Here is a 19,076-nt window from a genome sequence, read left to right as displayed (position 1 = left end):
GGGGGACCCACCATGACCCACACGACCCTGCCCCGGACCACCGAGACCCCCCGGCCCCCGCGGACCGCGCCGCCGGCCCCCGACGCGACGGCCCTCCACCCGGCACCCTCGCCGTCCCCGGGCGGCGGCCCGGACGAACTCGCCATATGGCCCGCGTCGACCCTGCCGCTCCCCGAGGACGACCTGTCCATCGGCGGCGTCGCGCTGACCGAACTCGCCGACCGCTTCGGCACCCCCGCCTACGTCCTGGACGAGGACGAGGTCCGCCGCCGCTGCCGCACCTACCTGCGCGCCTTCCCCGACACCGACGTCTACTACGCGGCCAAGGCGTTCCTGTGCCGCGCCATGGCGCACTGGGTCGCCGAGGAGGGCCTGGGCCTGGACGTCTGCTCCGCCGGCGAGTTGGAACTCGCGGTCACCACCGGCTTCCCGCCGGAGCGGATCGTGCTGCACGGCAACGCCAAGAGCCCGGCCGACCTGCGGGCCGCGCTCCGGCTCGGCGTCGGCCGGATCGTCATCGACAGCACCTCCGAGATCGCCCGGCTGGCCGCCGCGGTCCCGGCGGACAGCCGGCAGAAGGTGCTGATCCGGGTCGTCCCCGGGATCGCCGCCGGCGGCCACGCCAAGATCCGCACCGGCACCGACGACCAGAAGTTCGGGCTGTCCCTCACCGACGGCTCCGCACAGCACGCGATCACCCGCGTCCTGGGCCAGCCGCGCCTCGAACTCGTCGGCCTGCACTGCCACTTGGGCTCCCAGATCACCGCCGTCAAGCCGTACCTCTCGGCCGTGCGGCGCCTGGTCGGCCTGCTGGCCCGGGTCCGGGAGCAACACGGCATCACCCTTCCCGAACTGGACCTGGGCGGCGGTCACGGCGTGGCCTACCTGCCCGGCGAGCCCGCCCTCGACGTGGTCGGACTCGCCACCAAGGTCCGCGCCGAACTGGCCGGCAGCTGCGCGGCGGCCGGCCTTCCCGTGCCCCGGCTGGCCGTCGAACCGGGCCGCGCCATCGCCGGCCCCGCGGGCGTCGTCCTCTACCGGGTGCTGTCCGTCAAGCGCACCGGCTCCCACAGCTTCGTCGCGGTGGACGGCGGGATGAGCGACAACCCGCGGCCCGCGCTGTACGGGGTGCGCTACGCGCCACGGCTGGTCGGGCGCCGCTCGGCGGTGCCGACCGAACCGGTGACCGTCGTCGGCCGGCACTGCGAGGCGGGCGACGTCCTCGCCTCCGACGTCCACCTGCCCGGCGACGTCCGCCCCGGTGACCTGCTCGCCGTCCCCGTGGCCGGCGCGTACCACCTGTCCATGGCCTCCGGCTACAACCTCGTCGGCCGACCGCCGGTCGTCGCGGTGACCTCGGGCCACGCCCGGCTGCTGGTCCGCCGGGAGTCCCTGGCGGACATCCAGGAACGCGACATCGGCCTCTGACCGGCCGGGCACGGACTCGGGGCGACGGCGGGTGTCCCGCCTGGCCCCGGGCCCGGCCGCCTGGCCCCGTTACGCCCCGGGCGGTGCCGGCTCCACCGGGGGCATCGGGGCTCCGCCCGGGTTCCAGGCCGCGAGGAAGGCCGGCTGCCGAGCCAGGTCGACGAGTTCGACCCGGGCGCCGATGCTGTCCACCCGGTGGTACGCGAACGACCGCCCGTAGGGGCAGCCGCTGAACTCCTCGGGGAACCCCTCCGCCGCCAACCGCCGGGACCCGTCCTCGACCGACCGCGTCCAGAACCCGAGGTGGTCGAAACGCGGCCCCTCGGACACGTCCCACGGCCCGCCGGGCGCGGGCTCGATCAGCTCGACGTACGGCGGCTCGCCCCGCGTGAAGGCGATCCGGAAGTCCCACTCCCCGATCCGGTCCGCCCGCGGCGCACTGAACTCGACACCGGCCGCCGTCCCCAGGTCACGGATCGCCGCCGCCATGTCCGGCACGACGAAACACACGTGGTAAAAGCCCGCCACCGGGCCTCCTCTCCCCCTGCGCTGCTCTGCGCTCTTCTTCGTCACTCTGCTTCGACTGGTCGTCGTTTCGCGGTTGTTCGGCGTTGTTCGCCGTCGTTCGCCGTCGTTCGCCGTCGTTCGCCGTCGTTCGTCTACGGTCCCCGCCCTCCGTCCTTCCGCATCTCACCCCACCACGGATCGCCGCCGGCGGAGATCGTCGCGGCGGATCCCGGGCGAGCGATTTAGGTCCACAAGGAAACGAACTGGTTGTAGGATGACTGGGCAACCGGGCAAACGTGCGAGGCGGAGCCACCGGCGAACGGGCCGGCCGGCCGGCGCACCGGACCCGGTGGGCGACCGCGTTCCGACGCACGGGCCCGCCGCGGCACACGACCCGCACGACGACACACGCACAGGAACGGACACGGGACCAGGGCGATGGCACTCAAGGCAGCAGGACGGCAATCCCTCGTCGACACCGTCGTCGACGCGCTCCGCGCCCAACTGGCCGCCGGAGAATGGCAGGTCGGCACCCGCATCCCGACCGAACACGCCCTCGCCGAGCAGCTCCAGGTCGGCCGCAACACCGTCCGCGAGGCGGTACGCGTCCTCGTGCACGCCGGAATGCTCCGCTCCCGCCAGGGCGAGGGCACCTTCGTCGTCTCCACCGCGGACCCGGCCGAGATCATGCGCGGCGTCCAGCGCGCCGGCATCCGTGACGTCCTGGAACTGCGCATCGCCCTGGAGGCGGAGGCCGCCCGCCTGGCCGCGCTCCGCCACGAACCCGCCGACCTGGAACGGATGCGGGCGGCCCTGGACGCCCAGGCCGCGCTGGAGGACTCCGAGGGCCGGCCGCACTCCGGCAGCCTGGAGCTCTACGCCGACCACGACATCGCCTTCCACAAGGCCGTCGTCGAGGCCGCGCACAACACCGCGCTGACGGCCACCTACGGATGGTTCAGCAGTTCCGTACGGGAGGCGCTGGTCAGCGCGCTGGACGACCAGGCGATGCCGAAGATCGTGCACGGTGACCACCGCGCCGTCCTGGACGCGATCGCACACGGCGACCCGGACGCCGCCGAACGCGCCACCCGCGCACTCCTGGAGAAGCCCAAACGGGCCGTGGAGGCCCTCCTCGCCGGCGAGTGAGGGCCGGCTCCCGGCTCCTCCTCGCTCCCCCTGAGCCTCCCCGTCCCGTCCCCCTCCCCTCCCCCTTCTGACCTTCTCCGCCCTCCCCAGCACGAGGGCACGATTGGCTAGGTACGCACGCATGTCAGGGACCGATTCGACCGCTCCGGTCGACCTCATCGACGCCGAGGAAGACCTGATCCCCGCGCCGCAGGTGGCCACCGCCCGGCGCCGGCTGCGGGCTCACCCCGCGCTCCTCCTCACCGGCATCGTGCTCGCCGCGGTGAACATGCGCGCGGCGCTCGCCGGGGTCTCCCCGCTGCTCAACGAGATGGCGCAGCACTTCCACCTGGCCGCCACCGCCAGCAGCCTGGTGACCACCATCCCGCTGATCTTCATGGGCCTGGGGTCGGTCATCGCGCCGCGGCTGGCGCGGCGTTGGGGCACCGAGGCGGCGCTGTGCGGCGCGCTGGTCGCACTCTGCGGCGGCATCGTGCTGCGGATCGCGCCGCCGGTCGCCGCGCTCTTCGCCGGCTGCGCGGTGGTGGGCGGCTCCATAGCCCTGCTCAACGTGCTGATGCCGGGCCTGATCAAGCGGGACTTCCCCGAGCGGGCGGCGAGCATGACGGCGCTCTACTCGACCGCGATGATCCTCGGTGCGACCGTGTCGGCCGCCTCCGCCGTCCCGTTGGAGAACGCGCTCGGCAGCTGGCAGGGCTCCTTGGTCTCCTGGTCGCTGCTGGCCGCCGTCGCCGCCCTCGTCTGGCTCCCGCAGGCCGTGATCGCCCGCCGGGGCACGCACCACGGCGAGGCCGCGGCGGCGCCCGCCCACACCACCGAGCACGGCCCGAAGCTGACCCGTTCGCCGCTCGCCTGGCAGGTGACCCTCTTCATGGGCTCGCAGTCGCTGATCGCGTACGTGGTCATCGCCTGGATGCCGACGATCTTCACCGACCACGGCATGGGCAAGAGCGAGGCGGGGTTGGTCTTCGCCTTCAGCACGCTGGTGCAGATGGCCGGTTCGTTCGTGGTCCCCACGCTCGCCGGCCGGATGCGCCGTCAACGGCTGCTGGGCGTAATGGTCTCCATCCTGATGGCGTGCGGCGTCACGGGGCTGCTGATCGCGCCGGTGGCGGGTGCCTGGCTGTGGGCCGCGGTGCTCGGCGTCGGCCAGGGCGGCGCCCTCGGCCTGGCCCTGACGATGATGGTGCTGCGGTCCGGCGACGCGCACACCGCCGCCCGGCTCTCCGGCATGGCCCAGACCGGTGGCTACCTCCTCGCCGCCGTCGGCCCGCTGGCCCTCGGCGCCGTCCACCAGGCCACCGACGGCTGGACCGTTCCGCTGTGCCTGCTGCTCGTCGTCTGCGCCGGCCTGGCCCTCCTGGGTCTGGGCGCCGGCCGTGACCGCCGCATCGGGGAGCGGGCTGCCGCCTGAGGGAGAAGAGCCGAGGCCCGAACGGTGCGGGCCGAACGGTAAGGGCCGAGGGGCGAGGGGGGCTGCGGCGAGGGCGGGCGTTGCGGCGTCCGCCGCCCGCCACCGCCACGCCACCGCCCCACCAACGGGCTAGTGGCCCCGCTGCCGACGGTTCGGTGCGGGACGCCGGCCCCCGGGCCGCCCCGCGCGGTGCCGGCACCGGCGTTCCGCGTCCGGTCCGCGCCGTTCCGAGCTCCGGTCCGCTGCGCCGGGCGGGTCCCGCAACGCGGCGGGCTGGCCTACCGTGCCCCCATGAGCGATGTTCAGCACACCGGTCACCGGCCCGGACCGCGGATCTCGCGCGCCGGCTGGATCCTGCTCGGCGCCGTCCTGTGCGTCGTGGTCGCCCTCGTCGTGCTGATCGTGCCGCGGCTGCTGCGCGAGCGGCAGAGCGGACAGCTCACCGTTCCCGAGGGACAGCGGGCCAGCCAGATCTACGCGGCCGTCGACCGGGCCTTGAAGGTTCCCGCCGGCACCACCGCGCAGGCCGCCAAGACCGCGCACCTGGACCTGCCCGCCGAAGCGCAGGGCAACCCGGAGGGCTACCTCTTCCCGGCCACCTATCCGCTGCGCAAGGGCACCACGCCGGCATCGCTGCTCACGTACATGGTCAAGACCGCCGATCAGCGGCTGGCCGCCGACCGCGTCACCAGCTACCGCACGGTGGTGATCGCCAGCATCGTGCAGGCCGAGGCGGACCGGCCGGCCGACATGGGCAAGGTGGCCCGGGTGATCGACAACCGGCTCGCCCGGAACATGCCGCTCCAGATGGACTCGACGATCAACTACGCGCTCGGTCGCAGCACGCTGCGCACCAGCCACGCCGACACCCGCACCAACAGCCCCTACAACACCTACAAGTTCCAGGGCCTGCCGCCGACCCCGATCGACAATCCGGGTGCCGACGCGCTGAAGGCCGCGGCCGCGCCGCCCGCGGGGGACTGGCTCTACTTCGTCACCGTCAAACCGGGTGACACCCGCTTCACCGCCGACTACCGAGAGCACCTGCGCAACGTGCAGGAGTTCAACAACTCCCAGAAGGACACCGCCGCCGGCGACACCTCCACCGGCGGCTGACCCGACGCCGGTCGGGCCGACCGGGAAGGCACCCCGGCCGGCCGGAACGGCCTTCGCTCACTCCTCCCCGGCCAGCGTCAGCGACTTCAGCCGGCGCGCCGCGTACCAGGTCGCCGCGCCGGTGACGGCCACCAACAGGCAGACCGCGAGCGGGAGCTGGACCGCGGAGCTGAGGGCTCCCTCGGCGCCGACCTTCTGCCCCACCGCGAGCGCCCACTGCTGGACGCTGAGGGTCCGCGCCCCGGGGACGACGTTCCCGACGAACGCCTCCCAGACCAGGGCGTAGACCAGGCCGAAGACCACGGCGTGCCGGGTGAGGGTGCCGAACAGCAGGAACAGGGCGCTGTAGGCGACCGAGGCGACGGCCGCCGCCACCGCGTACGCCACGGCTATCTGCTGGCTGTTGCCGTTGAGCACGAACCCGGCGACCAGCACTGGTATCGCCGAGAACACGGCGGTCACCCCGATCGCCACCAGCAGTTTGGTGATGATGATCGTCGAGCGGCGGACCGGCTTGGCGAGGAGGTAGACCACCGAGCCGTCGTCGATCTCCGGCCCGATCGCGCCCGTCCCCGCGATCACGCCGATCAGCGGGACCATCGTGCCCAGCGCGAAACCGCCCAGGATGCCGCCGGCCGTCGTGTCGTCGGCACCGGTCAGCCCTCGGACGATCAGCGCGATCGCCACCAGGAGGGCCGGCAGCGCGAAGAGGATCAGGGCGCGGCGTCGGCCGAGCAGCGCGCGGTAGGTGAGCCGGGCGACGGTCGGGTGGAAGAGCGCGGCCTTGGGCGCGGCGGCAGGCGCCGGCGGGGCCGCGGGAGAGGTCGTGGACATGGTGCCTCAGGGCTCCTTTCTGGCCTCAGGCCGCGACGAGGTACGAGAAGACGGATTCCAACGACTCGTCGGAGGGCGAGACGGTCAACAGGCGGATGCCGTGGTCACGGGCGACCCGCGGCAGGAGCGCGGTGAACCTGGCGAAGTCGACGGCCTGGATGCGCAGGGCGCCCTCGACGACGTCCACCTCGATACCGGCCGTCGAGGGGTCGGCGATCAGCGCCCCGGCCAGCGCCCGGTCGTCGTCGGACCGGACGAGGTAGCGGTGCGGGCGGTCGGTCATCAGCCGGCGGATCTTGCGGAAGTCGCCGGAGGCGGCATGCCGGCCGGCCACCACCACCTCGATGTGCGAGGCCAGTTGCTCGACCTCTTCGAGGATGTGGGACGAGAACAGGACCGTGCGGCCTTCGTCGCCCATCTGCCGCAGCAGTTCCATCAGCTGCATCCGCTGCCGCGGGTCCATGCCGTTGAACGGCTCGTCGAGCAGCAGCACCGACGGGTCGTGGACCAGCGCGGAGGCCATCTTCACCCGCTGCCGCATGCCCTTGCTGTACGTCGAGACCTTGCGGTCCTGGGCGTGCTCCATCTCGACGGTGGCCAGCGCCCGGGCCGCCGCGGCCCGGCCCAGGCCGTGCAACTCGGCGTTGGCGAGGACGAATTCACGCCCGGTGAGGAAGTCGTACATCGCCTCGCGCTCCGGGACGAGGCCGATGTGGCGGTAGCTCGCGGCGTTCCGCCAGATCGTCGTCCCGTCGAGGGTGACGGTGCCGTTGGAGGGGGCGAGGAAGCCGCCCATCATGTTGATGAGGGTGGACTTGCCGGCGCCGTTGGGACCGAGCAGTCCGGTGACGCCGGGGCCGATGGTCATGGTGATGTCGTTGACGGCGACGACGTTGCCGAACCAGCGCGAGACGTGGTCGATGTGAAGAGTGTTCACGGGTGCAGCCCATTCCTTGCGGGGCGGTGTGCGGGCGACGGGCGGGAGGTCACAGTCCGGCCTTCCGGTAGCGGCGCATCAGCAGGCCGTAGCAGCCGACGATGACGAGCAGCGAGACGAGGAGGTACACGCATCCGGCGCCGGTCGACGGCGTCAGTCCGTTGGGGAAGGAACTGGTGCCGCCCAGGAACGTGGACTGCACCCCGTCGACGAGGGTGATCGGGGAGAACAGCCCCAGCCAGCCGACGGCTGCCTCGCTGCCCTGGAGGGTGGCGATGCCCTGGATGGCGCTGACCGCGCCGTACGGGATGGTGAGCACGGCGATCACCGCGGCGACGCCGAAGCCACGGCGCGGGGTGAGCGCCGAGACGACCAGCCCTATCCCCGCGAACAGCAGCGACAGCAGCGCGACGCAGACCAGCCCCTGCCCGAACCCCTTGGTCTGTGCGGCGAAGTCCAACTTCCCCAGCAGCGCCCCGACGTAGAGGATCACCAGGGGGGCGGCGGTGAGGACGAACAGCGCGCTCGCCATCGCCGCGTACTTCGCCACGACGTAGTCGGCCCGCTCGATCGGCCGGGAGAAATACAGCGGCGTGGTCTTGAACCGCAGGTCGCGGGAGACCGACTGCGGGGCCTGCGCCGCCAGGTAGAGGCCGATGACGGCCTGGAGGAAGATCGCGTACCGGGTGTAGCCGATCGGGAGGCTGCTGGCCTTGGTGAACATCGTCACCGCGACCGTGATCCCGGCGGGCAGGCACATCACTCCGAAGAGCAGCATCGGCAGCACCTTGCTCTTCGCCGACCGCCCCAGACCGTACGCGCCGCGCAGGCTCTGCGAGAACAGCGAGCGCCGGGCGTAGGAGCGGCCGAGTCGGGGGCCGTCGTAGTGCCGGTAGCCGATGTTGTGGATGTAGGCGCCGCCGGGCGTGGTTTCCGTACTCATCCTGCGTTCCCTCCGCCCACGGTCGTGGACCGATCGGTGTCCTGCTCCGCCGTTGCGTTCCGTACCGTCGGCGTGGCGCCGGGCTGCGCCGGTGCACCGGCAGCCGCCTGCGCGTCCGCGTCGCGGAACACCTCGGCTATCTGGTGCCGCCGCTGCTCCATCCGCACCAGCCCGAGCCCCAGCCCGGCGACCGTGTCGCGCACCAGGTCGTACGTCTCGTCCCCGGACGCCTCGACGAAGAGGACGTGCCCCGGGGCGGCCAGACCCTCGGTGCCGGGGGCGCCGGTGGTCACCGCGGCGCCGGCCGCGGTGAGCGCCGCGCGCAGCGCTCCGGTGCCGTCCGGATGGGCGTCGGTGTCCGTGACCTCCACCGCCAGGGAGGCGGTGACCTTGGTGAACTCCGTGGTGGAGGAGGACCGCAGCAGCTTGCCGCCGTCGATGACGACGACGTGGTCGCAGGTGCGCTCCAGCTCTCCCAGCAGGTGCGAGGTGACCAGGACCGAGATGCCGAAGTCGGTGTGGACGCGCCGGATCAGGCCGAGCATCTCGTCCCGACCGACCGGGTCCAGGCCGTTGGTGGGCTCGTCCAGGAACACCAGCTGCGGGTCGTGCACCAGCGCCTGGGCCAGCTTGACGCGCTGCTTCATGCCCGTGGAGTAGCCCCCGATGGGGCGGTACCGCTCCTCGTAGAGCCCGACGTGGCGCAGGGTGTCGGCGGTGCGCTCCCGGGCGGCGGTCGGCGGCAGACCGGACATCCGGGCCATGTGCACCACGAACTCGGTCGCGGAGACGTCCGGCGGCAGGCAGTCGTGCTCGGGCATGTAGCCGACCCGCTCACGGATGCTGCTGCCGTCCTTGGTCACGTCCAGTCCGAGGACGTGGGCGGTCCCCTCGGTGGCGGGAGCCAGCCCGAGGAGGATCTTGATCAGGGTCGACTTTCCGGCGCCGTTGGCACCCACCAGGCCCGTTACGCCGGGGGCGATGTCAACGGAGAGCCGGTCCAGGGCGGTCACCCGCGGGTACCGCTTGGTCAGGCTTTCGGTCACGATCACAGTCACGTGTTCGACGGTAGTGGCCCCCACTACGCCCGTCGTCAACCCCAGCGGTGGTCTTCGCCTACCCCTCGGGTACGACATGCCCGTAGGGGTTCTCCTGCTTCAGCGGCACGGGAACCGGGATCGAACGGTGCTTTCGGGCCTCACCTCGGGCGTTCCCGGGCCTTCCCGGGCCTTCCCGACGGTCCTCTCCTTGCGCCTCCGCCGTCGCCGTGCCGTGGGGGCTCGTCGGCCGCGCACCCTTGACGCAGCCTCCAGTCATTGTCACATTCATCAGTGGCAAGTTACGGGCACGTACCGCGATGGACCGCTTACGGACGGACGGTTGGCGATGGCCTCAGTCACCTCAGCGACCTCAGCAGCAACGGGAGGACGCACCGCCGAGCTCAGGGGATTCCGGGAGGTGCAGCGGCTCGCCTACGCCTGCGCGGAAGCGGTGGCCGCCCAGCTCAAACCCGGTGTCACCGAGCGCGCGGCGGCGCGGATGCAACGCGAGTGGCTGCGCGAGCGCGGTGTACGGGACTGGTTCCACCTGCCGTTCGCGTGGTTCGGCGACCGCACCGCGTTCGTCAACTTCCGCGTGCCGCTGCAGTTCTTCCCCACCCACCGCGCACTGGAGCCGGGGATGCCGTTCATCCTCGACATGGCACCGGTCCTCAACGGCTACACCGCCGACATCGGCTACTCCGGCTGCCTGGGCCTCAACCCCGTGCACGACCGGCTGCTGGCCGATCTCGAAGCCCACCGCGAGCTGATCCTGCGCGAGGTCCGCGAGCGCCGCCCGCTGCGCGAGATCTACCAGGACGTCGACCGGTTGATGGTGCGCCAGGGCTACGCCAACCGCCACCGCGCCTACCCCTTCGGCGTCATCGCGCACAAGGTCGACCGCGTCCGGCAGCGCCGCTGGTCCCCCACCCTCTTCGGGTTCGGCACCCAGTCCCTCAAGGGCCTCGCCTCCGACGCGCTGCACGGCCACCGGGACGGCTGGTCCCCGCTGTGGAGTCCGTACACCTTCTCCGACCACCCCCCGCAGCCCGGGCTGTGGGCGGTCGAACCCCACCTCGGCTTCCGGGGCACGGGAGCGAAGTTCGAGGAGATCCTGGTCGTCACGGACTCCAAGGACCCGCAGGAAAGCGCCTTTTGGTTGGACGACGATCTGCCGCACGTGCGGCGCTGGCAGGAGGAGAAGGCCGCGTGAAGACGGGACGTGGACGGCACGAACACCAGGGCCGTGGCCGGGGCCGCGGACAGGAACGGGGCGCAGGGCGGCCGACGGCGGCCGGCACCGGACTCCCGGAGGCCCGGGAGCGTCGGGTGCACACCGGCGGGATCGACCTGTGCGTCGCCGAACTCGGCGACCCCGACCGGCCCACCGTGGTGCTGGTGCACGGCTATCCGGACAGCAAGGAGGTCTGGTCGGAGGTCGCCCGCGGCCTCGCCGAACGCTTCCACGTGGTGCTCTACGACGTCCGCGGCTGCGGACGCTCCACCGCACCGCGACCGCTGCGCGGCGGCTTCACCCTGGAGAAGCTGACCGATGACTTCCTGGCCGTGGCGGACGCGGTCAGCCCCGACCGGCCGGTCCACCTCGTGGGCCACGACTGGGGCTCCGTCCAGGGCTGGGAGTTCGCCACCGTGCGACGCACCGAGGGCCGGATCGCCTCCTTCACCTCCATGTCCGGCCCGTCCCTCGACCACTTCGGCCACTGGATCAAGAAGCGGATGGCACGCCCCACCCCGGGACGCGCCGCCCAACTGCTCAACCAGGGCGCCAAGTCCTGGTACGTCTACCTGCTGCACACCCCCGCACTGCCCGAAATGGCATGGAAAGGCCCGCTCGGCAAGCGGTGGCCGGGCATCCTGCAACGGGTCGAGAAGGTGCCCGGCGGCGACTACCCCACCGCCTCGCTGCCCACCGACGCGGCCCACGGCGCCTGGCTCTACCGCGACAACGTCCGCGCCCGCCTGCGCCGCCCCCGCCCCGACGCCTACGCGCACTGCCCGGTACAGCTCATCACCCCGACCGGCGACGCCTTCCTCTCCCAGCGCCTCTACGACGACCTCGACCAGTGGGCGCCCCACCTGGTGCGCCGCTCACTCCCGGCCAAGCACTGGGTGCCGCGCACCAGGCCGGACCAACTCGTCTCCTGGATCGGTGCGTTCATCACCGCGAAGGAGGAGGGCGACCCGGCGAGGGACGTCGTGGCCGCCGGCCCGCACGCCGACCGCTTCGGCGGGCAGCTGGTCCTGGTGACCGGCGCGGCCAGCGGGATCGGCCGGGCCACCGCGTTCGCGTTCGCGGAGGCCGGTGCGCGGATCGTCGCCGTCGACCGGGACGCCGAGGGTGCCGCCCGCACCGCCGAGATGGCCCGGCTGATCGGCGCCCCGGCGGCCTGGGGCGAGGCCGTCGACGTCTCGGACGAGGCGGCGTTGGAGAAGCTCGCCGACAAGGTGGACACCGAGTACGGCACCGTCGACGTGCTGGTCAACAACGCCGGCATCGGGCTTTCCGGCGCCTTCCTGGACACCACCACCGAGGACTGGAAGAAGGTCCTGGACGTCAACCTGTGGGGCGTCATCCACGGCTGCCGGATCTTCGGCAAGCGGATGGTGGACCGCGGCCAGGGCGGCCACATCGTCAACACCGCCTCGGCCGCCGCCTTCCAACCGTCGCGGATCCTGCCCGCCTACAGCACCTCCAAGGCGGCAGTCCTGATGCTCAGCGAGTGCCTGCGCGCCGAACTGGCCGGGCAGGGCATCGGCGTCACCGCCATCTGCCCCGGTCTCGTCAACACCGGCATCACCGGCACCGCCCGCTTCGCCGGGGTCTCCGCCGAGGAGGAGAAGCGCCGCCAGGCCAAGGCCGCGCGGATGTACGGGATGCGCAACTACCCGCCGGAGAAGGTCGCCGACGCCATCCTGCGCGCGGTGGTCCGCAACCAGGCGGTGGTCCCGGTCACCCCCGAGGCGCGCGGCGCCCACCTGCTGTCCCGCTTCACCCCACGGGCGCTGCGCGCCCTCGCCCGCATCGAACCCCCGGTGTAGCCGCGCCGCTCGCCATGCCCCGCAGGCGCCCCACGGCCCGTGCCGGGTGGCGGCCGGGCCGGACGCCACCGGTCCGGCCGCCACCCCGAGATCAGGAGAATCCCGCACGTCAGGAGCTGCCGATGAGCACGTCACACGCCCAGGAGCACCACCCCATCGCGCCCCGCCGAGTCTCCTTCGACTGGCGCGAGACCCCGCTGCACTGGATACCGGACGAACCCACCGCCACCCATGTGATCAACGTGCTCCACCTGCTGCTCCCAGCCGGTGAGCGGTGGTTCGTGAAGGTCTTCAAGGAGGCCCTCCCCCTGGTCGAGGACGAGCAACTCCGCCAGGACGTCAAGGGGTTCATGGGCCAGGAGGCCACCCACAGCGTCCAGCACTCCTACGTCCTGGACCACCTCACCCACCAGGGCCTTGCCACCGACCCCTACACCCGGCACGTCGACTTCCTCTTCGAGCACCTCCTGGGGGACCGGCCCCCCTTCGGCGTCCCGATCCCCGAACGGGAGTGGCTGCGCTTCCGGCTGGCCCTGATCGCCGCCATCGAGCAGTTCACCGCGGTGCTCGGCACCTGGGTCCTGGCCGCCGGCGGACTGGACCGCGCCGACCCGGACCCGGTGATGCTCGACCTGCTCCGCTGGCACGGCGCCGAAGAGGTCGAGCACCGCGCGGTCGCCTTCGACATGTACCAGCACGCCGGCGGCCGGGACCCCGCCCGCTACGCCCGCCGCGTCCTGGCCATGGGCGTGACGGCCCCCGTCCTGCTGTACCTCTGGGCCTGGGGCGCGGCCTACCTGCTCCGCCACGACCCCCAACTGGCCGCTCCCGCCCGCTACTCGCTCCGCGAACACAACCGCGCGGTGCGCAAAGGGCTGTTGCCCACCTGGCGGGAACTGGGCGCGGCGATCCCCCGCTACCTGCGGCGCTCCTATCACCCGTCGCAGGAAGGATCGCTCCGTGCCGCCGTCGCCTACCTCGCCTCCTCCCCGGCCGCCCGCGCCGCAGCGGGTGCGGTGGGCCGCGCGGCGCTCCGCTAGGCAGTCCCCACCCGGGCGCTGCTCGGCCGGGCCCCGCGGACTTCGGAGCAGGCAGCCGGGCAGCCGGGCAGCCGGGCAGCCGTATCGTGGCACCGCCGCGCCCGGCCCGTGGCACGGCCAACGGTGCCGCTGCCGAGGTCCGCGGCGCCCCCGGCCCGGCGACCCGGCGACCCGCAGGCAACCGCCACGTAGGCAGCCGTCCCGTGACGGCTGACCGGCACATCGGCCCTCCTCGGAGGGGGAGCCGCCCGTAAGGAGCACCGCAGTGACGACCGAGCAGCCGCCGACGGCCGAGTACCGGATCGAGGACCTGGCCCATCTCACCGGCGCCACGGTCCGGACCATCCGCGCCTACCAGGACCGGGGACTGCTCCCCCGCCCCGAGCGCCGCGGCCGCGCCAACGTGTACGGCGACGCCCACCTGGCGCGGCTTCGCCAGATCGCCGACCTGCTCGACCGCGGCTACACCCTCGCCAGCATCAAGGAACTCCTCGAAGCCTGGGACGCCGGACGGGACCTGGGCGGCGTCCTGGGCCTGGTCGCCGAGATCGACGGGCCATGGACCGACGAGAAGCCGACCCGCATCAGCCGCACCGACCTCGACGCCGCCTTCGGCGGCACCCCCGACGAGCGAGCGGTGGCCGAGGCCGTCGACCTGGGCGTCCTGGAACGCGTCCCCGGCCGGGACGACGAGTTCCTGGTCCCCAGCCCCCAGGAACTCGCCGTCGCCGCCGAACTGCACTCCGCGGGCGTCCCGCTCCTGGCGATCTCCGAGCACCTGCGGGAGGTGCGCGGCCAGGTCGAGCACATCGCCTCGCGTTTCCTGGACTTCACCACCGAGCACGTCTTCCGGACGTTCCTCCGCCATGCCCCCACCGAGGCCGAGACGGCGGAGGCCACCGCGTTGGTACGCCGCCTCCGACCGCTCGCCCAGCAGACCATCGACGCCGAACTGGCCCGCGCCATGCGCACCCTGGCCACCCGGTACATCCGTCACCACCTCACCGAGGCACTGACGCCCGGCCAGCCGCAATCCGACAGCCCTCCGACGGAACGGTCGGGCAGTGCCTCGGGGCCGGCCGCGCGGTGGCCCGAGCCGCCAGTCCCGGAGGGACGGGACGCCGGCAGGCGGCCCACGAGAGGGACCGAGGACGGGCCACGGCACCTGCCGGAGGCAGCGGCTCCCGAACCCGACGCGGACCCCTGTCCCGCGCCCGGCACCGAGGCCGTGTCGCTGCCCAGCGCGTCCGTCCAGGCCGTACGCGATCTGGTCGGGCCGCAGCGCACAGCCGCCTTCATCGCCGCCGCCGCCCAGCGCGAGGTGCAGGCCCGCACCATGGACGCCCTGACCGCAGCCGCCCGGGAACCCCGTCCGGCCGAGGGGGACGTGCCCCGTTCCTGACCGCCCGCCGTGCGCCTCCGGGCGTCCGGCCCCTACCCACGCCCCACCCCCTCCCGCGCTGGGCCCTTCACCAGGGCAGCTCAGGCTTGCCGCACTGTGCAGTTGTCAAGGATCACGCCGGACGGGCCCTCCCGCCTGACCGCCCCTCCGGAGGGCGCCACACGGCCGGGTCCGGCAACCAGTTGCCGTGGAAGCCGTACGGCACCCGGCGGGGCAGGGACACCGTGGCGACCGGGCCGGCCGTGAGGTCGTCCGCGTCGAGGATCACCAGGTCACTGGTGTCGCTCGTCGCGTCATAGACGTAGGTGATCAGCCAGCCCGGTCCGCCCGGCCGGTCGTCGGCGGGGGCGAACGCGGCCTCGCCCGGGGTGCGTCCCGGCCCGAAGTCGTACCGCGCCACCGCGCCGGTCCTCAGGTCGTAGCGGAGCAGCGCGCCGGGGCGTCCGCCGGTGCCGGGTCCGTCGGCGGAGGTGACGTGACCGAAGCGGGCGGGCTGTCCGGCGAGCCGGTCGTCTATTCGGGGGAACTCACCTGCCTGGTCGTCGATTTGCTCCTCGGCCACGGTGCCGGTGGCGAGATCGACGGTCCAGCGCCAGAGGCAGGGGGTCGAGCGGCCGTCCAGCGCGGCGTAGCGAGAGACGTGGAGAACGATCCGGTGCTCGCCGTCGTCATGGGCATTCAGCGCGTGGAAGACGTAGCAGGGATCGATGGCCAGCCAGCGGACCTCACCGTGCGGATCGTCGCGGCGCAGCACTCCCAAGCGGGCCCCGTACTCCGGATCCCAGCGGTACGGCATGCCAGGACGTTGACGGTCGTGGACCATCGGGAGGTCCATGAAGACGACGTGGCGGGCCGTCAGATGGAAGTCGTGCATCATCGTGGCAGCGGGGACGTCGATCGGACGGCTGAGCACCAACTCCCCTGCGGCGTCTGCGCGGTGATAGGTCAGGTAGCGGCCCGTGGAATGGCCGTAGCCGAAGAAGTGCAGCTCACCGGTGGTGGGGCAGGTTTTGGGGTGGGCGGTCATGGCCGTGGTGAGTCGGCCGCCGAAGTCGTGGGGTCCGACCGTTTCCAGCTCGTGCCCGGGTCGGCAGTCGATCTCGTAGGGGAAGGACGATTCGACCAGCGCCATCGTGCGACCGGCGTGCCGGACGACGTGGGTGTTGGCGACCCCGGCGGTCGGGTCGTGGTGACCCTGCGCGTCGATGACGCGGACGCGGTCGACGAAGGTCGAGGTGCGCACCCAGCGGTTGCGGTAGGAGACGGCCCGTCCGCCCTCCAGACGCACGCCGTGGACCATGCCGTCCCCGAAGAACCAGTGCGGGCTGTCGGCGTCCTGCGGGTTGGGACCGTTGCGCAGGTACCAGCCGGTGAGCTCCGTCGGGATGGAGCCGGTGACCGGGAGGTCGTAGGCGGTCAGTTCGTCGGTGACCGGGGCGAAGTTGCCGGCCAGGTGCGGCGGTGCGGCCGATGCGGCGGACACCGTGGTGGACGGAGCTGTGCTCATGAGGTCATGCCTCCCTGGACGTCGAGCCGCGCGCCGGACTGCTGCAGGAAGCGGGCCCGTGCCCGGTCCGGATAGGCGGCGGTGAATCGGAGGGGAAGGACGAATCCGGCGATCTGCACGAGGACCGAGAGGGCCGCGCCGAAGCCGTAGGCGGCTATCACGACCTGGGCAGCAGCGCTGAGAGTGAAGGACAGGGCCCATGCCGCGGTGATGGCGACGTTGATGCGCCGGAACAGCGGGGTGCGCCAGACCTCGGGCGGTGCCATCCGGCGGGCGATCGCCATGGTGAAGGGGCGCCGCACGGCGAGCGAGACCCAGGCGATGAGCGCGAGCCACCCCACTGACAGGGCGCTGCTGTACGCCTCGACGCCGCTGTCGGGGCGGGCGAAGGCGACGGCGGTCAGGCCCGTGAAGAAGACGATGGTGCCGTACTCCAACAGCCGGGATTCCAGGCCGAGTCCCGCGGCGCGGTCCGCTATCAGCAGCGCCACCGAGGCCACCAGTCCGACGAGCGCCCCCCACTGCCAGCCGGCCGTGGACACCCCCGCGAAGACCAGCCATGGAATGAAGCTCCGCAGGTAATTCATGATCCCCCCATTTCGGTCGCGCCCGATCGCATCGGGCGACTGGTCGACGCTGCACCGGCCGGCGGGCGCGGCTGCAACTGCGTCGGGAGCGGCGTTCCCACCCTCCCCCCGATGACATTCCAACAGTGACATGTCGAAGTTGGAAAGTCCAGCTTTGACATGTCGACTGTGGAAGGTAAAGTGCGAGTCATGAGCCTGAGACATGCCGTGTTGGGCCTGCTCTCCGAGTCCCCGGCGAGCGGCTACGACCTGATGAAGCTGTTCAACGCCTCGCTCACCAGCGTCTGGCCGGCGACCCAGAGCCAGGTCTACGGCGAACTGAACAAGCTCACGACCGCCGGCCTGGTCGAGGTCGCCGCCCAGGGCCCGCGCGGCCGCAAGGAATACGCGATCACCCACGACGGCCTGACCGAGCTGCGCCACTGGCTCACCGAGGTCGCACCCATCGGCCAGCAGCGCCACGACGCCCTGCTGCGGGTGTTCTTCCTCGGCATCCTCACCCCGCTCGAGGCGCGCACCTACCTCCTCACGCAGGCCGAGGCCGCCGCCCGCGCGCACGAGACCTACAAGCAGGTCGACGAAAGCACCGAGTGGGACGACGAAATGATCTCTGTCTACGGGCAGATCGCGCTGGAGTACGGCCTGCGGTTGTCCGCGACGATGGAGGAATGGGCCCGCTGGGCCGCCGACGAGGTGACCAGCGCCAAGGCCAGGAAGGCCAGCGAGCTGGCCCGCGCCCGGTACGAGGCGGAGCAGACGGAGCTGGACGGGGAGCCGGCCCCCGAGCGTCCCGACGACGTGTGAGGGCCGCGCCCGACGCTCACCGTCGCCTGCGCGCCCACTGACGGCGGTGACGCGCGGCCCTTCCGCCCCGCGCCGAATTTCGGGTGCCGCGGCACGGACGCCGCGGCATGCTGAAGCCATGAACCACCAGCGCTCCGTGCGCATTTCGAAGTACCTGGCGAAACGCCTGCGCCACGAGCCGGAGCGGATCGGCATCACCCTCGACGTCCACGGCTGGGTTCCCGTGGCGGAGCTGATCGACGCCGCCGCGCGACACGGTTTCCCGTTCTCCCGAGCGGAGCTGGAGACCGTGGTCGCCGACAACGACAAGCAGCGCTACGCCTTGGAGCACGGCCGCATCCGTGCCTGTCAGGGCCACTCCATCCGCATCGACCTCGGACTGCCGCCGGCGGTGCCGCCCGGCTTCCTCTTCCACGGCACGGTGGAGCGGAGCGTCGCCGCCATCCGGCGCGAGGGGCTGCGCCCGATGTCCCGACATGCCGTGCACCTCTCACCGGACCGCGAGACCGCGACCCGCGTGGGCGCACGGCGCGGCACTCCGGTCGTGCTGACGGTCGACGCGGGCGCGATGCACCGGGCCGGTCACGTCTTCCACGTCAGCGCCAACGGGGTCTGGCTGACCGAACGGGTCCCGCCGGAGTTCCTCCGCTTCCCCGGCTGATCTCCCTCTCAGGAAACGCACAGGTCAGAGGCCGGGCGCTCCCCACACGGGGAACCACCGGGACAGGTCCTTCTCGACCGTCAGATCGTCCCCGAGCATCGCCCGGACCTGGAGTTCGAGCGGGTTGTCCCGCTTCTCGCCGCCGTCGGGTCGCGGCGCGAAGGGATAGAACGTGCCGCGCTTGTAGAGGTAGACCAGCGCCAACGACCGCTGCCGCTCATCGCGGAACCCGATCAGGGAGCAGAGCAGCTGCGGCCCGAACCCCGCCTCTTCCAGCGACGTGTTGACCGCGTGCAGATCGTTGACCAGGCCCGCCACGTCCTCCGGGGCATGCCGCACCAACAACCACGTGTAGCCGTACGCGTCCTGCGTGAACTCCACCGAGCCGTCCAGCAGCGCTCGCGCCTCGTCCTGGATGCGTGAGAAGGCGCCGCCCTCGACGCTCGCGAAACACACCGACCCCAGCCCGGTGGGGAGGAACCCCGCCGCGGCCTGCAGGGTGACCGCGGCGGACGGCAGCGCGAACAGCTGGTCCAGATCCGGGCGTACCGGCTTGCTACGGCCGAGGATGGCGTCCAGAAATCCCATGCGCGGCTTACTCCTTGATCCTTCGCTCCGGTGACGCGGCGAGGTGTTTCACGGGAAAC

18 protein-coding genes are annotated in these 19,076 nt (G+C 72.3%); 10 read left to right on the top strand and 8 right to left on the bottom strand.

The genetic code is table 11. The features are described 5' to 3' along the window. Window positions 1–12: 12 nt before the first annotated feature. Window positions 13–1,428, top strand: a complete 1,416-nt coding sequence (gene lysA, locus ACLJT4_RS05580; protein ID WP_411121242.1) for a diaminopimelate decarboxylase — start codon at window positions 13–15, stop codon at window positions 1,426–1,428. 69 nt (window positions 1,429–1,497) lie between these two features. Here lysA and ACLJT4_RS05575 read toward each other — a convergent pair whose 3' ends face one another. Beyond that, on the bottom strand, window positions 1,498–1,956 hold the full coding sequence (locus ACLJT4_RS05575) for a VOC family protein (protein WP_016574680.1): 459 nt from the start codon (window positions 1,954–1,956) through the stop codon (window positions 1,498–1,500). 417 nt (window positions 1,957–2,373) lie between these two features. On the opposite strand from ACLJT4_RS05575, the gene ACLJT4_RS05570 reads away from it, so the two are divergent. The 3 genes from ACLJT4_RS05570 to mltG all read left to right on the top strand — a co-directional run bounded on the left by ACLJT4_RS05570 (window position 2,374) and on the right by mltG (window position 5,614). Continuing rightward, on the top strand, window positions 2,374–3,084 hold the full coding sequence (locus ACLJT4_RS05570; RefSeq protein ID WP_411121241.1) for a FadR/GntR family transcriptional regulator: 711 nt from the start codon (window positions 2,374–2,376) through the stop codon (window positions 3,082–3,084). 121 nt (window positions 3,085–3,205) lie between these two features. Then, complete coding sequence (locus ACLJT4_RS05565; protein ID WP_411121240.1) at window positions 3,206–4,498, top strand: CynX/NimT family MFS transporter; 1,293 nt, start codon at window positions 3,206–3,208, stop codon at window positions 4,496–4,498. Window positions 4,499–4,789: 291 nt separating this feature from the next. Further along, the gene (gene mltG / locus ACLJT4_RS05560; RefSeq protein WP_411121239.1) at window positions 4,790–5,614 is read left to right on the top strand and encodes an endolytic transglycosylase MltG; all 825 of its coding nucleotides are present in this window, start codon (window positions 4,790–4,792) and stop codon (window positions 5,612–5,614) included. A 57-nt stretch (window positions 5,615–5,671) separates the two neighbouring features. Here the strand turns inward: mltG and ACLJT4_RS05555 are convergent, their stop codons facing one another. The 4 genes from ACLJT4_RS05555 to ACLJT4_RS05540 are packed head-to-tail and all read right to left on the bottom strand — an operon-like array spanning window position 5,672 to window position 9,386. Next, a complete protein-coding gene (locus ACLJT4_RS05555; protein ID WP_038520527.1) occupies window positions 5,672–6,448 on the bottom strand; it encodes an ABC transporter permease in 777 nt (258 codons plus the stop codon). Window positions 6,449–6,473: 25 nt separating this feature from the next. After that, window positions 6,474–7,385: an ABC transporter ATP-binding protein gene (locus ACLJT4_RS05550; RefSeq protein ID WP_016570615.1), complete on the bottom strand. Its 912-nt coding sequence runs from the start codon at window positions 7,383–7,385 to the stop codon at window positions 6,474–6,476. A 49-nt stretch (window positions 7,386–7,434) separates the two neighbouring features. Beyond that, window positions 7,435–8,328, bottom strand: a complete 894-nt coding sequence (locus tag ACLJT4_RS05545; RefSeq protein WP_016570616.1) for an ABC transporter permease — start codon at window positions 8,326–8,328, stop codon at window positions 7,435–7,437. Continuing rightward, window positions 8,325–9,386 (bottom strand): ABC transporter ATP-binding protein, encoded by a 1,062-nt coding sequence (locus ACLJT4_RS05540; protein ID WP_411121238.1) that lies wholly within the window; start codon window positions 9,384–9,386, stop codon window positions 8,325–8,327. The genes ACLJT4_RS05545 and ACLJT4_RS05540 overlap by 4 nt, the downstream gene beginning before the upstream one ends. 328 nt (window positions 9,387–9,714) lie before the next feature. On the opposite strand from ACLJT4_RS05540, the gene ACLJT4_RS05535 reads away from it, so the two are divergent. The 4 genes from ACLJT4_RS05535 (at window position 9,715) to ACLJT4_RS05520 (ending at window position 14,870) form a co-directional block, all read left to right on the top strand. Continuing rightward, window positions 9,715–10,581 (top strand): M24 family metallopeptidase, encoded by an 867-nt coding sequence (locus tag ACLJT4_RS05535; RefSeq protein WP_411121237.1) that lies wholly within the window; start codon window positions 9,715–9,717, stop codon window positions 10,579–10,581. After that, window positions 10,578–12,428 (top strand): SDR family oxidoreductase, encoded by a 1,851-nt coding sequence (locus tag ACLJT4_RS05530; protein ID WP_411121236.1) that lies wholly within the window; start codon window positions 10,578–10,580, stop codon window positions 12,426–12,428. Before ACLJT4_RS05535 ends, ACLJT4_RS05530 begins: the two co-directional genes overlap by 4 nt. A gap of 122 nt (window positions 12,429–12,550) precedes the next feature. Beyond that, window positions 12,551–13,468 carry a metal-dependent hydrolase gene (locus tag ACLJT4_RS05525; protein ID WP_411121235.1) on the top strand — a complete coding sequence of 306 codons (918 nt, stop codon included), beginning with the start codon at window positions 12,551–12,553 and terminating at the stop codon, window positions 13,466–13,468. A 265-nt stretch (window positions 13,469–13,733) separates the two neighbouring features. Beyond that, window positions 13,734–14,870 carry a MerR family transcriptional regulator gene (locus ACLJT4_RS05520; RefSeq protein WP_411121234.1) on the top strand — a complete coding sequence of 379 codons (1,137 nt, stop codon included), beginning with the start codon at window positions 13,734–13,736 and terminating at the stop codon, window positions 14,868–14,870. 112 nt (window positions 14,871–14,982) lie between these two features. Here ACLJT4_RS05520 and ACLJT4_RS05515 read toward each other — a convergent pair whose 3' ends face one another. Both ACLJT4_RS05515 and ACLJT4_RS05510 read right to left on the bottom strand, forming a co-directional pair. Beyond that, on the bottom strand, window positions 14,983–16,377 hold the full coding sequence (locus tag ACLJT4_RS05515; RefSeq protein WP_411121233.1) for a carotenoid oxygenase family protein: 1,395 nt from the start codon (window positions 16,375–16,377) through the stop codon (window positions 14,983–14,985). Further along, window positions 16,374–16,964 (bottom strand): hypothetical protein, encoded by a 591-nt coding sequence (locus ACLJT4_RS05510; RefSeq protein ID WP_411121232.1) that lies wholly within the window; start codon window positions 16,962–16,964, stop codon window positions 16,374–16,376. Before ACLJT4_RS05510 ends, ACLJT4_RS05515 begins: the two co-directional genes overlap by 4 nt. Before the next feature lie 189 nt (window positions 16,965–17,153). On the opposite strand from ACLJT4_RS05510, the gene ACLJT4_RS05505 reads away from it, so the two are divergent. Then, complete coding sequence (locus tag ACLJT4_RS05505) at window positions 17,154–17,768, top strand: PadR family transcriptional regulator (RefSeq protein WP_411121231.1); 615 nt, start codon at window positions 17,154–17,156, stop codon at window positions 17,766–17,768. Between the two features lie 118 nt (window positions 17,769–17,886). Then, the gene (locus tag ACLJT4_RS05500; RefSeq protein WP_411121230.1) at window positions 17,887–18,429 is read left to right on the top strand and encodes an RNA 2'-phosphotransferase; all 543 of its coding nucleotides are present in this window, start codon (window positions 17,887–17,889) and stop codon (window positions 18,427–18,429) included. 24 nt (window positions 18,430–18,453) lie between these two features. On the opposite strand, the gene pspAB is transcribed toward ACLJT4_RS05500, so the two are convergent. Next, window positions 18,454–19,017: a PspA-associated protein PspAB gene (gene pspAB, locus ACLJT4_RS05495; protein WP_411121229.1), complete on the bottom strand. Its 564-nt coding sequence runs from the start codon at window positions 19,015–19,017 to the stop codon at window positions 18,454–18,456. Window positions 19,018–19,076 lie beyond the last annotated feature (59 nt).

This window comes from Streptomyces sp. x-19 (assembly GCF_046549115.1).
GTDB classification, from domain to species: domain Bacteria; phylum Actinomycetota; class Actinomycetes; order Streptomycetales; family Streptomycetaceae; genus Streptomyces; species Streptomyces albulus_C.
This window is presented reverse-complemented; position numbering and strand designations above follow the sequence as displayed.

What these genes read in the sequence shown, in the direction of transcription:
- ACLJT4_RS05505 (WP_411121231.1), top strand. Translation starts at nt 17,154, where the DNA reads ATGAGCCTGAGACATGCCGTGTTGGGCCTGCTCTCCGAGTCCCCGGCG.
- mltG (WP_411121239.1), top strand. Translation starts at nt 4,790, where the DNA reads ATGAGCGATGTTCAGCACACCGGTCACCGGCCCGGACCGCGGATCTCG.
- ACLJT4_RS05500 (WP_411121230.1), top strand. Translation starts at nt 17,887, where the DNA reads ATGAACCACCAGCGCTCCGTGCGCATTTCGAAGTACCTGGCGAAACGC.
- ACLJT4_RS05525 (WP_411121235.1), top strand. Translation starts at nt 12,551, where the DNA reads ATGAGCACGTCACACGCCCAGGAGCACCACCCCATCGCGCCCCGCCGA.
- ACLJT4_RS05565 (WP_411121240.1), top strand. Translation starts at nt 3,206, where the DNA reads ATGTCAGGGACCGATTCGACCGCTCCGGTCGACCTCATCGACGCCGAG.
- ACLJT4_RS05570 (WP_411121241.1), top strand. Translation starts at nt 2,374, where the DNA reads ATGGCACTCAAGGCAGCAGGACGGCAATCCCTCGTCGACACCGTCGTC.
- ACLJT4_RS05555 (WP_038520527.1), bottom strand. Translation starts at nt 6,448, where the DNA reads ATGTCCACGACCTCTCCCGCGGCCCCGCCGGCGCCTGCCGCCGCGCCC.
- ACLJT4_RS05535 (WP_411121237.1), top strand. Translation starts at nt 9,715, where the DNA reads ATGGCCTCAGTCACCTCAGCGACCTCAGCAGCAACGGGAGGACGCACC.
- ACLJT4_RS05515 (WP_411121233.1), bottom strand. Translation starts at nt 16,377, where the DNA reads ATGAGCACAGCTCCGTCCACCACGGTGTCCGCCGCATCGGCCGCACCG.
- lysA (WP_411121242.1), top strand. Translation starts at nt 13, where the DNA reads ATGACCCACACGACCCTGCCCCGGACCACCGAGACCCCCCGGCCCCCG.
- pspAB (WP_411121229.1), bottom strand. Translation starts at nt 19,017, where the DNA reads ATGGGATTTCTGGACGCCATCCTCGGCCGTAGCAAGCCGGTACGCCCG.
- ACLJT4_RS05545 (WP_016570616.1), bottom strand. Translation starts at nt 8,328, where the DNA reads ATGAGTACGGAAACCACGCCCGGCGGCGCCTACATCCACAACATCGGC.
- ACLJT4_RS05510 (WP_411121232.1), bottom strand. Translation starts at nt 16,964, where the DNA reads ATGAATTACCTGCGGAGCTTCATTCCATGGCTGGTCTTCGCGGGGGTG.